Source organism: Aquibium microcysteis (assembly GCF_014495845.1).
Taxonomy (GTDB): Bacteria; Pseudomonadota; Alphaproteobacteria; order Rhizobiales; family Rhizobiaceae; genus Aquibium; species Aquibium microcysteis.
On the sequence record NZ_CP061080.1, the window covers coordinates 1,784,871 to 1,797,903 of the forward strand.

General features: G+C 67.4%; 11 protein-coding genes. 4 read left to right on the forward strand and 7 right to left on the reverse strand.

From position 1 onward, the window contains the following. Positions 1-309: 309 nt before the first annotated feature. The 5 genes from IAI54_RS08155 to IAI54_RS08175 form a co-directional block, all read right to left on the reverse strand. Positions 310-2,322: an acetyl-CoA carboxylase biotin carboxylase subunit gene (locus IAI54_RS08155; protein WP_187971870.1), complete on the reverse strand. Its 2,013-nt coding sequence runs from the start codon at positions 2,320-2,322 to the stop codon at positions 310-312. Between the two features lie 138 nt (positions 2,323-2,460). After that, positions 2,461-2,832, reverse strand: a complete 372-nt coding sequence (locus tag IAI54_RS08160; protein WP_187971871.1) for a hypothetical protein — start codon at positions 2,830-2,832, stop codon at positions 2,461-2,463. 71 nt (positions 2,833-2,903) lie between these two features. Beyond that, positions 2,904-3,308 (reverse strand): hypothetical protein, encoded by a 405-nt coding sequence (locus IAI54_RS08165; RefSeq protein WP_187971872.1) that lies wholly within the window; start codon positions 3,306-3,308, stop codon positions 2,904-2,906. 70 nt (positions 3,309-3,378) lie between these two features. Further along, on the reverse strand, positions 3,379-5,235 hold the full coding sequence (locus tag IAI54_RS08170) for a sodium:solute symporter family protein (protein ID WP_187971873.1): 1,857 nt from the start codon (positions 5,233-5,235) through the stop codon (positions 3,379-3,381). 13 nt (positions 5,236-5,248) lie between these two features. Next, the gene (locus IAI54_RS08175) at positions 5,249-5,515 is read right to left on the reverse strand and encodes a DUF4212 domain-containing protein (protein WP_235679295.1); all 267 of its coding nucleotides are present in this window, start codon (positions 5,513-5,515) and stop codon (positions 5,249-5,251) included. A 258-nt stretch (positions 5,516-5,773) separates the two neighbouring features. Here IAI54_RS08175 and IAI54_RS08180 point away from each other — a divergent pair, with 258 nt between their 5' ends. Further along, positions 5,774-6,400 (forward strand): esterase, encoded by a 627-nt coding sequence (locus IAI54_RS08180; RefSeq protein WP_187971874.1) that lies wholly within the window; start codon positions 5,774-5,776, stop codon positions 6,398-6,400. A 61-nt stretch (positions 6,401-6,461) separates the two neighbouring features. Here IAI54_RS08180 and IAI54_RS08185 read toward each other — a convergent pair whose 3' ends face one another. Further along, positions 6,462-8,318, reverse strand: coding sequence for a L,D-transpeptidase family protein (locus IAI54_RS08185; protein ID WP_187971875.1), 1,857 nt, complete (start codon positions 8,316-8,318; stop codon positions 6,462-6,464). A gap of 350 nt (positions 8,319-8,668) precedes the next feature. On the opposite strand from IAI54_RS08185, the gene IAI54_RS08190 reads away from it, so the two are divergent. The 3 genes from IAI54_RS08190 to IAI54_RS08200 all read left to right on the forward strand — a co-directional run bounded on the left by IAI54_RS08190 (position 8,669) and on the right by IAI54_RS08200 (position 12,174). Next, positions 8,669-10,720, forward strand: a complete 2,052-nt coding sequence (locus tag IAI54_RS08190) for an elongation factor G (RefSeq protein WP_187971876.1) — start codon at positions 8,669-8,671, stop codon at positions 10,718-10,720. A gap of 114 nt (positions 10,721-10,834) precedes the next feature. Next, positions 10,835-11,428 (forward strand): NUDIX domain-containing protein, encoded by a 594-nt coding sequence (locus tag IAI54_RS08195; RefSeq protein ID WP_187971877.1) that lies wholly within the window; start codon positions 10,835-10,837, stop codon positions 11,426-11,428. Continuing rightward, the gene (locus tag IAI54_RS08200; RefSeq protein WP_187971878.1) at positions 11,425-12,174 is read left to right on the forward strand and encodes a sulfite exporter TauE/SafE family protein; all 750 of its coding nucleotides are present in this window, start codon (positions 11,425-11,427) and stop codon (positions 12,172-12,174) included. Before IAI54_RS08195 ends, IAI54_RS08200 begins: the two co-directional genes overlap by 4 nt. A 15-nt stretch (positions 12,175-12,189) precedes the next feature. On the opposite strand, the gene IAI54_RS08205 is transcribed toward IAI54_RS08200, so the two are convergent. After that, positions 12,190-12,963, reverse strand: coding sequence for an HpcH/HpaI aldolase family protein (locus tag IAI54_RS08205; protein WP_187971879.1), 774 nt, complete (start codon positions 12,961-12,963; stop codon positions 12,190-12,192). Positions 12,964-13,033: the final 70 nt, after the last annotated feature.

A 13,033-nucleotide genomic window follows, 5' to 3' on the forward strand; every position in this document is an offset into this window, starting at 1 on the left:
GACCCGGGGTTTTTTCATGCCGCGCGAAAAGCGCTGCCGCCCTGTCTGCGGCAGGGACGGAGCCCGCGACGGCCGCGACCGGACCGCGACGCGGATCTCCCTGACGTCGGACACCGGGAAGGTCTGCTGCGTGCCGGCGCATGCCGGCGTTCGATCATGCCGATCACGGACGGCGGCCACGGCCGCCCGCAGAACGAAAAACCCCGGGCAGAAGCCCGGGGTTTGTCGTTCCGGAAGGAGGTGCGGCCGGCCTGTCCGCGGTGAAGCCGCCACCCGGCGGAGCGACCACCCGGCAGCAGCATGCCGCGTTCAGGCAAACTCCATGATCACCGCATCGACCGCGAGGCTCTCGCCGGGTTTGGCATTGATCCTGGAGACCGTGAGGTCGCGGTCGGCGCGCAGCACGTTCTCCATCTTCATGGCCTCGACGACGGCGAGCGTCTCGCCCGCCTTGACCTCCTGCCCCTCCGTCACCGCGATGGAGACCACCATGCCCGGCATGGGGCACAGGAGAAGCTTCGACGTGTCCGGCGGCAGCTTCACCGGCATCAGCCGGTCGAGCGCCGCCGTATCGGGCAGCATCGCGCGGGCCGTCACGGACATGCCCTTCCACGCGATCCGCAGCGCATTGGGCACAGGCCGGAGCTGCGCAGAGACCGCGCGCCCGCCGATCGTGCCCTTCCAGACCGGCTCGCCGGGCCGCCAGTCGGACGCGACCGTGATCGGCTCGGCCCCGCCGACCGCGACGTCCATCTCCAGCGGAATCGAGATCATGCCGGCCGTCACCGTCATCGGGAGGTAGTCGTCGCCGATCCGCACCACCCAGTCCGGCTTCAGCACGCCCGAATGCGGCGCCAGCCGCCCGGGCAGACGGTCCAGGCGGTCCCTGCGCAGCAGTTCCACGGCGAGCGCGATTGCTGCCAGCACCTGCTTGTCCTCGCCCGACGGCACGACCGGGGCGAACCCCTCCGGATACTCCTCCGCGATGAAGGCCGTCGACAGCCTGCCCTCGCGCCAGCGCGGATGCTGCATCAGCGCCGCAAGGAAGGGAATGTTGTGCTCGATCCCGTCCACCACGAAACTGTCGAGCGCGTCCGACATGGCGTCGATCGCCACCAGCCGGGTAGGCGCCCAGGTGCAGAGCTTGGCGATCATCGGATCGTAGTACATCGAGATTTCGGCGCCCTCGGTGACGCCCGTGTCGTTGCGGACGACGACATCGCCGAACCGGCCCTCCGCCGGCGGCCGGTAGCGCGACAGGCGGCCGATCGAGGGCAGGAAGTTGCGGTAGGGATCCTCGGCGTAGAGCCGGCTCTCGACGGCCCAGCCGTTCAGCTTTACGTCGTCCTGGCGGATGGCGAGCGCCTCGCCGGCGGCAACACGGATCATCTGCTCGACGAGGTCGATCCCGGTCACGAGTTCCGTCACCGGGTGCTCGACCTGCAGCCGCGTGTTCATCTCCAGGAAGTAGAAATTGCGGTCCTTGTCGACGATGAACTCGACGGTGCCGGCGCTCTGGTAGTCGACGGCCCTGGCGAGCGCCACGGACTGCTCGCCCATGGCCCGCCGCGTCGCCGCATCGAGGAAGGGCGACGGCGCTTCCTCAACCACCTTCTGATTGCGCCGCTGGATCGAACATTCGCGTTCGCCCAGATAGATGACGTTGCCGTGCGCGTCGCCCAGAACCTGGATCTCGATGTGCCGCGGATCCACCACGAATTTCTCGATGAAGACGCGGTCGTCGCCGAAGGAGGATTTCGCCTCGTTCTTCGACGACTGGAAGCCCTCACGCGTCTCGGCCTCGTTCCAGGCGATGCGCATGCCCTTCCCGCCGCCGCCGGCCGAAGCCTTGATCATGACGGGGTAGCCGATATCGGACGCGATCCGGACGGCATGGTCGGCGTCCTCGATCACGCCGAGGTAACCCGGAACCGTGGAGACCTTCGCCGCATTGGCGAACTTCTTGGACTCGATCTTGTCGCCCATCGCCTCGATGGCCCTGGGCTTCGGACCGATGAAGACGATGCCTTCCTTTTCCAGCGCCGCGCAGAAGGATGCGCGCTCCGACAGGAAGCCGTAGCCGGGATGCACCGCCTCGGCGCCGGTCTCCTTGCAGGCCGCGATGATGCGTTCCGCGACGAGATAGCTCTGGGCGGCTGCAGCCGGACCGATATGCACCGCTTCGTCGGCCATTTCGACATGGACGGCGTCGCGATCCGCATCCGAATAGACCGCGACGGTGGCGATCCCCATCCTGCGGGCGGTCTTGATGACACGGCACGCGATCTCGCCGCGGTTGGCGATGAGGATCTTCTTGAACATGGACTGCTCCCCCCGGGACGACTGAGCCTCTTCTTATGGATATCGGCGGCGTCGCTCAAGGTGCCATAGCACGGCGCGCGGACGGGGAAACCGGCTGTGCGCAGGCCGTCTCCCGCGGATGCGGTGGTATGGCGGATCTCAGCCGCGGACGGCGGCAATGATTGCCGATGCGGCCCAGAGCCCGAGGGCCGTGCCGAGCCACCACAAGGCCTTCTGGGCAAGCTGCTGGCGCATGGCGTCGACGATGAGCATCCGTGCGACCGGCTTGGCCGGCCGTTCCGCCTCCGCAAGCATGATCCAGACCTCGGTCTCCTCGACGCGCCTGCGCCGGGGATACAGCCGGGCGGCGGTCGCCATCGCGAAGGAAAGCACGAAAAAGCCGGCCGCGCCGAGACGAAAGCTGAGCGCCAGGTCGTGTGCGGTTCCCATCATCACCATCAGGATGGCGATACCGGTGAACCCGGACGCCCGGAGAACTGCGAACCGCGCCAGGCGCGTGATCTTGTCCAAAGGCAGTCTCCGTCATGCCGCCGAGGTCCCCAGATTAGCATGGCGTGCCGTCGCCGGCGCAGGACGGCCGTTCAAAACAGCGTGACGACCGACAGATAGAGCGGGATGAACAGAGGCGGCACGCCGAGATAGGCGTCTCCGAACAGGAAGAGCTTCAGGAAGAAGAAGAGGAAGGCCGCGTAGAGCGAGACCGCGAAGGGCATCAGGAAGCCCGGCGTGATCGGCGCGGTCAGCGCCAGCAGGGGATCGGTCACCCGCCGCAGCACCACGAAGAAGACGATGTCGCGGTCGACCCCGACGATGAATTCGAGGACGCCGCGCGAGAAGAGGAACGCCGCGAGCGCGGTCAGCGCATAGGTGCCGCCGAGGTAGATCGCGACCGCCTGCGGTGCGCCGCCGAGGATGAAGGTCACCACCGCGGCGAGGTAGGTCGCCGCCAGGATGAGGAGCCCGGTGAGGGCCGACGCCTGATTCATGTTGGACTGTCCGTGAGTTCAAAAGAAACGCAGGGCCCGGAGGCCCTGCGCGAGGTTCATAGCGGTTTCGTCAGTGTCCGGCGACCATCATCGTGCCGCCCTTGGGCAGGCGCAGACGGTCGACGAAATCCTGCATCTCCGCACTCGGCGCCGGCGTCATCAGCGACACCACATAGGTCACGACGAAGGCGACCGGGACGCCGAAGATGCCCGAGGAAATCGACTGCACGCCGAACCACGAGATCTCGTCGCCGGTGCCCTTGACCAGATCGAAGCCGTAGACGTTGCCGATCAGGTAGTACATCGTGACGAGGAAGCCCGCCGCCATGCCGGCGATGCCGCCGAGATTGGTCGCACGCTTCCACCATACGCCGAGCACCAGCGGCGCGAACAGGCCGGCCGCCGCGATCGAGAAGGCCCAGGAGACCATCGACAGGATGTCCGACGGCTTGGTGCGCGCCAGGAACGCCGCAGCCAGCGCGACGACGACCAGCAGGATCTTCGACACGAGGAGGCGCCGCTTGGCGTCGGCCTTGGGGTCGACCATCTTGTAGTAGACGTCGTGCGACAGCGCGTTGGAGATGGCCAGCAGCAGGCCGTCCGCCGTCGAGAGCGCCGCGGCGAAGCCGCCCGCCCCCACCAGACCCACGACCCAGATCGGCATGCCGGCGATCGACGGAGTCGAAAGCACGATCATGTCGTTGTTGAGCTTGAGTTCGGCATAGGGAAAGCCGGCCGCGAAGCCCTTGGCCTCGCAGGCAGCCTGGATGGCGGCGACCGTCTCGGCCTTGACGCCGCAGATCGTCACCAGCTGGTGCCCGGCGATGGACCCCCAGTTCAGCATCCACTGCGGAATCTCGCTGAAGGCGAGCAGACCGCCGCCCGCCGTCGAGGAGGCGAACAGTTCCATCAGGTTCATCTTCGAGAAGGCCGCGTAGGCCGGTGCCGTGAAGTACAGCAGGAAGATGAAGAACAGCGACCAGCCGACGGACTTGCGCGCCTCGCGGACCGTGGGGGTCGTGAAGAAGCGCATCAGGATGTGCGGCAGGGACGCAGTGCCGACCATCAGGCAGAAGATCAGGAAGAAATAGTCGCGCGGCGTGTAGGTCTGGAACGGCGCCACGTGGCTCTTCACCACGCCGAGCACCTGTTCGTACTGGGCAATCTGGCTCAGCGCGCCGCCATAGGTGAGCTGCGGAACCGGGATGCCGAACTTGACGGTCGACATCCAGATCGCCGGTAGCAGGTAGGCGACGATCAGCACGATGTACTGCGCCACCTGCGTCCAGGTCACGGCCTTCATGCCGCCCAGCATGGAGCAGACGAGAATGCCCGCGAGGCCCGCGAAGACCGCCCATTCGAAGGCGATGCCGAGGAACTGCGAGGCGATGATGCCCGACGCATAGAGCTGCGCCGTGATGTAGGTGAAGGAGCAGGCGAACAGCACGATGATGCCGACCAGACGCGCGGCGTTGCCGCCGTAGCGGGTGCCGAGGAAGTCGGGCACCGTATAGGCGCCGAACTTGCGCAGGTAGGGCGCGAGAAGCACGGCGACGAGCACGTAGCCGCCCGTCCAGCCCAGCACGAAGGCGAGGCCGTCGTAGCCGAGCACGAAGAGCGTGCCGGCCATGCCGACGAAGCTCGCGCCCGACATCCAGTCCGCGCCGGTGGCCATGCCGTTGTAGACGGCGGGCACGGAACGCCCGGCGACGTAGTACTCCGAGACCTGCGCCGTCCGCGACATGATGCCGATGAAGGCATAGATCGCGATCGTCGCCGCCATGTAGGACCACAGGATGAAGCGGTCCGGAATGCCGAGCTGGTCCAGGACCGCCATCAGGACCACGAAACCGGCAAAGCCGCCGACATAGATCGAATAGATCTTGCCGAGGTTGTCGGTGAAGTCACCTTTCATAGTCATTGCCATGGTGGTTCTCCCCTCAATCCTCGGCCACGCCGAATTCCTCGTCGATCGAGTTCTGGCGATAGGCGAACCAGAAGATCAGGACGACGAAGATGATGAGCGAGCCCTGCGCGGCCATGTAGTAGCCGAGCGGGAATCCCAGGATGACGACGCCGTTCAGCGCCGTCACGAACATGTGGATGAAGAAGCTGAAGATCGCCCAGATGACGAGAGTGACAATCATGAGATTGCGCGTCTTGCCCCAGTGCGCTTCCGCCACTTCACGTGGCAGCTTGTCGGACACTTCCTTCCCTCCCAAAAAAGCAAACCGAGATCCGTAATACTGGCGCCGTCGGAACGAACACCATCGGGAACAGCCTCCTCGCAAGGCCGGCCGTGAAACGGCAGGCCTTCGCAAGCTTGCCTGCGGATATGTGTCGAGGAAATGCTCCGAACGGATAGTTGCGCAGAGGACCTGTTTAGTCAAATGTGAATGGATGCCTTAATCCTAAAGGCTAAGCCGTTCGTCGGACCGCGACGCACCGGCGAAGGGAGTGAACGCGTGCTTGACCTCATCGGATCGATACTGCCCAGGCGCCGGACCTCGGACTGGCCTTCCTTCGTGGAGGCGATCCGCGCGGGAGCGGCGTTCCTGGCGCAGGGTTCGAGCTTTTCCTACCTGCGCGCGCGCACGCTGCTCGCAGGACCGAAGTTGTTCGCCGACGCCGATTTCGGCTTCGCGCTGCAGATCTGCAAATGGGAGGCCTTCGCGGTCGCCGTGCAGGACCTGATTCTCATCCTCGAGGCCGAGATGCGCCCTGCCCTTCCCGCCGATCCGGCGCTGCGCGCCGCCGGGCTGGCCGCCCTCTACAGGGAAGTCCTCGCCAGCGAGGAGATCCCCGAACACAGAAAGACGAAGGGCTGGGGCGACGTCGTCGGCGCCTTCGACGCGCGGCTCGCCGTCTACATGGAGAAGCCGCCCCTGAAGCCGGACGCCATCTCCATCGCCACGGCACTGACCATCCTCGACCACGCGCCGATCGACGACGGCGTGCGCGAGGCCGACAGGATGATGGTGGTCAACAACGTCGCGTTCCGCTTCATCGACTGCCAGGCGACGCTGCGCAAGCAGCTGGACCTCGCGGCCTTCGCGGCCCAGCTGACGGACCGGATGACGGCCGCGGGCTGAAGGGCACGCCGGCAGCCTTCCGGCCGCGCATGGACGGCGCGCGTTTCGCGTCCGCTCCGGTTCAGCTGGTCGGCGCGCGCACCTCTGCCGTCGCTTCCAGCGCCTTCAGGAGGCGCGAATCGCGATCGTAGACGTCGTCGAAATACTCGACCTTGCCGCTCTGGTCGGGCCAGGCCGTGAAATAGGCGACATAGACCGGAATCTTCCGCGTCACCTTCTCGGTCGAATGGCCCTGCCGGATCTTGTCGGCCACGTGCTCCACGGGCTTGCCCAGCACGGCGGCCGCCATCGCGCGCGGATCCGACAGGCGCACGCAGCCATGGCTGAAGGCGCGCACGTCGCGCTGGAAGAGGCTCTTCGACGGCGTGTCGTGCATGTAGATGGCGTGCTTGTTGGGGAACAGGATCTTCAGTTCGCCGAGCGCATTCGCCTCGCTGGGCGTCTGGCGCACGCTGTAAGGCACCTTGCCGCCATACTGATACCAGTTGATCGACGAGGAGGAGATGCGTCGTCCCTTGGCGTCGGTGATCTCGTACCCCGACCGGTCGAGATAGCCCGGATCCTGGCGCAGTCTCGGCAGCATCTCGTTGACCAGGATCGACTGCGGCACGCCCCAGTAGGGATTGTAGTCGATCTGCTCGATCTCGTCGAAGAAGAAGCTCGTCTGGTTCGACACCTTGCCGACGACCACCCGCATCGAGAGCCGATCCTCGCCGCCTTCGTTATAGGTCGCCGTATAGGCAGGCTGGTTGATGAACACGCGCGGACTGCCGAGATCCGACGGATGCCAGCGCAGCTGCTCGAGCGCGATCTCCACCTTGGCGATCCGGTCGGCCTTCGAGACGCCGGCGAAGGCGGCGACCGTGCGGGGACCGACGATGCCGTCGGCCGACAGTCCCTTGAAGGCCTGCGCCGCCTTCACGACCGCGACGAGTTCAGGGCCGTAGGCTTCCGTCGCCGCATTCGCCGCGAGGACAGCGCCGTGCTCGGCACGGAACGCATCGTCGGTCTCCCGGGCGAACAGCTGCAGCAGCTTCGGCAATTCGGGGCTGGAGCCGCCGGGTTTCAGGAAGAGCCGGGCATCGACCACGATGTCGTTCTCCCGGCTGGCCCGGAGAACCTCCAGTTCCGCCCTCAGCGCCTGGTACCGCTCGTTCTGCGGATGACGCGATTCGAGATAGGGACGGACGTCCCGGGTGCGCGAGAGCGTGGCGAGGACCGCCTCGAGATCGAGCGGCTTCTCGGGAAAGTCATAGTAGCCGGAGATGCGGTTCGGGTCGATCCTGCCGCCGAAGGCGTCCCGGACATAGCGCAGGACCCGCGCCGAGAGCGCCATCTCGAAGCGGATGAGGTCGCGGTGACGAGCCGGCATGTCGGTCATGTCGAAGCCCGGCGACGGCGGCCTGACCGCATAGTCGGCGGGATCGAGACCATAGCTTCCCGCTTCCCCGAGCACGCGCATCGCCTCGACCGCACGCGTGTTGACGCTGGTGCCGCTGACCCAGATGAAGTCATCGTGGGCGAGATAGTGGGCTTCGATCGCCCGGGCCACCGGCTTTTCCGCGGCAAGCTCGTATCCGTCCAGACCCGCTAGGGCCTCGGCGAACGAGGCGCCGTCGAGCGACGGCTCGAACGAGACGGTCCGTGGCGCCTCGAGCAGGGCCTTGAACGACACGGGGACGAGACGGTCCGCCTTGTAGGTGCGATAGCTCGGGGCCGAGATCCTGGCGACCGGTGCCGGAGCCGGAGCCGCCTGCGGACGCTGCTCTTCGGCGCGCCGCTCGCGCGCCTCGCGCTGCTGGATGCCGCCACCGAACAGCATCTTGAACAGGTTCTCGGCATGGGCCGGGGGCGCGGCGCCGATCAGGCTGCCGAGGATGAGCGCCGGGACGATCGTCATGCGGGAAGTAGGGGTCATCGAATGTCCATCGTTTCCGCCGCCCTGCGGCCTCTTCGGATGCCGGCCCGCCCGGTGTCGGCCGCTGCCGACGCGGTCGGCACGTGACAGCAAGCCCTTGCGGCCCACTATAATCAAATGAGGCGCCGAGGTTAAGTTTTCATAAAGCCTGTGGCCGCCGGGAGAGGCCGAAGCGCGCGCTGACCGTCCAACCGATCCCTGCCGCCGTGGCGCCGATACGGGCCAAATCGCCTTGCCACCGGGCAGGAGCCGTGGGACGATGCCGTCCAGCCGGGCAATACGGCCCGGCGCGCGACGGCCGGGAGGCCGGCCGCCGCTCACAAAAAAGTGTGAGGAGGAGGCCGTTCACCATGGGAAATCGCGCCGGAGGAAGACGTACGGGACCGAAATGCATCGCCATCGTCGGTCCCTTCGCCAGCGGCAAGACGACGCTTCTTGAAGCATTGCTCGCCCGGACGGGAGCCATCCAGCGCCAGGCCACGGTCACGTCCGGAAGCACGGTCGGTGACGCCTCGCCGGAAGCGCGCGCGCACCAGATGAGCGTCGAGGCGACCTTCGCCACCACCGAGTTCATGGGCGAGAGCATGACGTTCGTGGACTGCCCGGGCTCGATCGAGTTCGCGCACGAAGCGGATCCGGTGCTGGCGGCCTGCGACCTTGCCATCGTCGTCGCCGAGCCGGACCCGAAGAAGATACCGGCGCTGCAGCTCATCATGCGCAGGCTCGACGAGGCGGGCCTCCCGCGCATGCTCTTCCTCAACAAGGTGGACAAGTCGGCGGAGGGCGTCAGGGACACGCTGAAGATGCTGCAGCCCGCCAGCAGCGCGCCGCTGCTCTTGCGCCAGATCCCGATCCGGAAGAACGGGATCGTCGTGGGCGCCATCGATCTCGCGCTGGAACGGGCCTACGTCTGGCGCGAGCATGCCGAGAGCGAGATCGCCCCCATCCCGGACGACGACCGGGCGCGCGAGGTCGAAGCCCGCTTCTCGATGCTGGAGCGGCTCGCCGACCACGACGACGTGCTGATGGAACAGCTCCTCGAGGAGATCGACCCGCCGCGCGCCGAGATCTTCGACGACCTCGCCGCCGACCTGCGCGGGGGCGCCGTCGTGCCGGTGCTGATCGGCTCGGCCGAGCACGGCAACGGCATCCTTCGCCTGCTCAAGGCGATCCGGCACGACGCGCCGGACGTGTCGGAGACCCGAAGCCGCCTCGGTCTCGGAAGCGAAGGCTCCCTCCTCCAGGTCATGAAGACCATCCATACGCCGCATGGCGGCAAGCTTTCGGTGGTGCGCCTGCTTGCGGGCGCGGTCGCCGACGGTGCCGACGTCACCGCCTCCGGCGGACGAACCGGACGCATCTCGGGCCTCTACCGACTGCTCGGTCGCGACCAGGCCAAGATGGCGTCGGCCGAGGAAGGAGCGACCGTGGCGCTGGGAAAGCTCGACGATCTGCGGACCGGCGACACGGCGGCTGCCGGCAAGTCGCTCCCTCCGGGGGCCCTGCGGCCGCAACCGGCTCCCGAGCCGGTCTATGCGCTGGCGCTGCGTCCGAAGGACCGCAAGGACGAGGTGAAGATGTCGGTCGCCCTCCACAGGATCGCGGAGGAGGATCCGTCGCTCTCCATCGACCACAGGGACACCGGCGAGACGGTGATCTCCGGCCATGGCGAGATGCACCTGCGCGTCACGGTCGAGCGGCTCGACAGCAAGTACCAGATCGTCGCCGAGACCGGACGGCCCGGTGTCCCCTATGCCGAGACGATCCGGAAGGCGGCCACCCAGCGCGGGCGTTACAGGAAGCAGTCGGGCGGCCACGGACAGTTCGGCGACGTCGTGCTCGAGATCCGGCCCCTGCCCCGCGGCGCGGGCTTCGAGTTCACCGACACCATTGCGGGCGGTGTCGTGCCCAAGCAGTACATCCCGTCGGTCGAGGCCGGCGTCCGCGAATTCCTCAGGTCCGGGTCCTTCGGCTTTCCCCTCGTGGATCTTGCCGTGAACCTCTCCGACGGCTCCTTCCACGCGGTCGATTCCTCCGACATGGCGTTCCAGATGGCGGCGCGGCTCGCCATGCGAGAGGCGATCTCCTCCTGCTCCCCGGTGATTCTCGAACCGGTCATGCGCATCGAGGTCTTCACCCCGTCCGAGGCCACGGCCCGCGTCACCGCCATCCTGCCGCAGCGGCGCGGCCAGATTCTCGGCTTCGACGCCCGCCCCGGCTGGGATGGCTGGGACGTGGTGGAAGCGATGATGCCGCAGGCCGAGATCGGCGATCTGATCGTCGAACTGCGGTCGGCAACGGCCGGCGTCGCGACCTACCGGGCGACGTTCGACCATATGGCCGAACTCACGGGACGGCAGGCGGAGGAGGTCGCCAGCGCCAGGGCCAGCAAGGCCGCCTGACGACTTCGGCTCGGTACCCCGGGCGCCGCTGGCCCGGCGGCAGCGGCCGCTGCACCATTGCAGGGGGCCGGCCGGCCGACTACTGCTCTGCGCGAACCGAATGGGAGCGCAAGCGTGAACGATTCTGTCCGCCTCGTCGGCGAGGAATTGCTGTCGGACAACTGGGGCGTTCTGACGAAGCACGTCTTCGACTACCGGCGTCGCGATGGCGCGTGGGAGCGGCAGACCCGGGAAGTCTACGACCGCGGCCACGGCGCCGCGATCCTGCCCCATGATCCCGCCCGCGGCACTGTTCTTCTCGTCCGGCAGTTCCGGCTGCCGGCTTTCCTCACAGGACACACGCACCCCCTGCTCGAGGTCTGCGCGGGTCTCCTCGAGGAGGACGACCCCGTGACCTGCATCCGAAAGGAGGCCGAAGAGGAACTCGGCTACCGGCTGGATCGCGTCTCGCTGGCATTCTCCCCCTACATGAGCCCGGGCAGCGTCAGCGAAAGGCTGTGGTGCTTCACGGCGCGCTATTCACCCGCCGACCGCATATCGGCAGGTGGCGGCGCGGCGAGCGAAGGCGAGGACATCGAGGTCGTGGAACTGTCGCTGCGCGACGCCTTCGCCGCGGTCTCGGACGGCCGGATCATCGATGCCAAGACCATCATGCTGATCCAGCATCTCATGCTCTCCATCGCCGCCGACGGGCTGCCGACGGCATGAGCGCGACTTTCGCAGCCGAGATCGCCGTCATCGTGATCTGCCTGGCCGGCGGCGGCCTCCTGAAGGGCGCGACCGGTGCGGGCGCTCCCATCCTGGCGGTTCCGGCGCTCGCCGCCTTCTTCGACGTGCGCTTCGCCGTCATCGTGATGCTCATGCCCAACCTGCTGACCAACCTGTGGCAGGCGGTGCGCTTTCGCGCGCACGTGCTCGGCTGGCGCTTCATGCTGCCGCTGCTGGCCGGCGGCTTCGCCGGCGCGGGGCTGGGGACGATGGCGCTGAAGGCCCTGGACCCGGATGTCCTGTCCTTTTGCGTGGCGGTCGCCGTCATGCTCTACGTCGTCCTGCGTCTGGCGCGGCCGCACTGGATCCTTCCGATGGGACCGGCGCACTGGCTGTCGGCGCCGGCGGGACTGCTGGCCGGCATGCTCCAGGGCGGGGCCGGCCTGTCGGCACCGGTGAGCATCACCTTCCTCAACGCGCTCCGGCTGCCGCGCGAGACCTTCATCGCGACGATCTCGGCGCTGTTCGTGGCCTTTTCCGTGGTTCAGCTCGCGATTGCCTCGACCAACGGTCTCATCCGCGAGAACGAGATCTTCTACAGCCTGTTCGCGCTCGTGCCGGTGTCGCTCGCCATGCCGCTCGGTGCGGCACTCGCGGCGCGGGTGTCGCCGCAGGTCCTGGACCGCGTGATCCTGGCGATCCTGGCCGCCCTGTCGGCGAAGCTGCTCGCGGAAGCCGTGTTCTGACGGGGTCGCCGGGCGTTACGTCAGGCTTCCGCGCGCCTCGCCGAGGAGCGCCGCGGATCCGGCCGCGATGGCCCGGATCTCGGACGACACCGCCTGGAAGCGGTATCCCATGGCGGCGAAGCGGCCGGCCATGGCGACGTTGGTGAGATAGATGCCGCCGACCTTCCCGGCCGCCAGCGTGCGGCCGGCGATGTCGGCGATGACCTCCATCATGTCCTCGCGGACCGGATCGACCGCAGTGCCCCCGGTCCAGGCGATGGAGAAATCGGCCGGTCCGACGAAGATGCCGTCGACGCCCGGCGCTTCGAGAATGCCGTCGAGGGCATCGAGCGCCGCCCGCGTCTCGACCATGGCGAAGGCGAGCGTGCGGGCATTGGAATTGAGGAGCCAGTCCTGGCTGTCGCGGTTGCCGCTGCGCGGCAGCGCGAAGGTCGGCCCCCATGACCGCTCGCCGAGCGGCGGATACTTCATCGCCGCACCGAAGGCGCGGGCGTCGGCGACGGAATTGATCATCGGCGCGATGACGGCCTCGGCTCCGAAGTCAAGCGCGCGGCTCGCCATGTCGAAACGCCCGACCGGGATGCGCACGACCGGATGTGCGCCCGACCGGAGGATGCCCGGGATCGACCGGAGCACGCTGTCCTCGTGATGCCCGCCATGCTGCATGTCGAGCGTCACCGCATCGTAGCCCTGGCCGGCCATGATCTCGACCGTCAGGGCGTCGGGGATGCTCGACCACGCCGTAAACAGGGTTTCGCCGGCGGCGAGCCGCGAGATAAGCGTGGTCATGTCGTCTTCTCCCCGACCGGCGCGTGCGCCCTTCAACGTTCCGTATCGGGCGAGGCCGGCTGCGGCACTC

Coding starts and splice junctions, on each gene's coding strand:
- IAI54_RS08190 (WP_187971876.1), top strand. CDS start 8,669: ATGGGAAATCGCGCCGGAGGAAGACGTACGGGACCGAAATGCATCGCC.
- IAI54_RS08200 (WP_187971878.1), top strand. CDS start 11,425: ATGAGCGCGACTTTCGCAGCCGAGATCGCCGTCATCGTGATCTGCCTG.
- IAI54_RS08155 (WP_187971870.1), bottom strand. CDS start 2,322: ATGTTCAAGAAGATCCTCATCGCCAACCGCGGCGAGATCGCGTGCCGT.
- IAI54_RS08185 (WP_187971875.1), bottom strand. CDS start 8,318: ATGACCCCTACTTCCCGCATGACGATCGTCCCGGCGCTCATCCTCGGC.
- IAI54_RS08205 (WP_187971879.1), bottom strand. CDS start 12,963: ATGACCACGCTTATCTCGCGGCTCGCCGCCGGCGAAACCCTGTTTACG.
- IAI54_RS08170 (WP_187971873.1), bottom strand. CDS start 5,235: ATGGCAATGACTATGAAAGGTGACTTCACCGACAACCTCGGCAAGATC.
- IAI54_RS08165 (WP_187971872.1), bottom strand. CDS start 3,308: ATGAATCAGGCGTCGGCCCTCACCGGGCTCCTCATCCTGGCGGCGACC.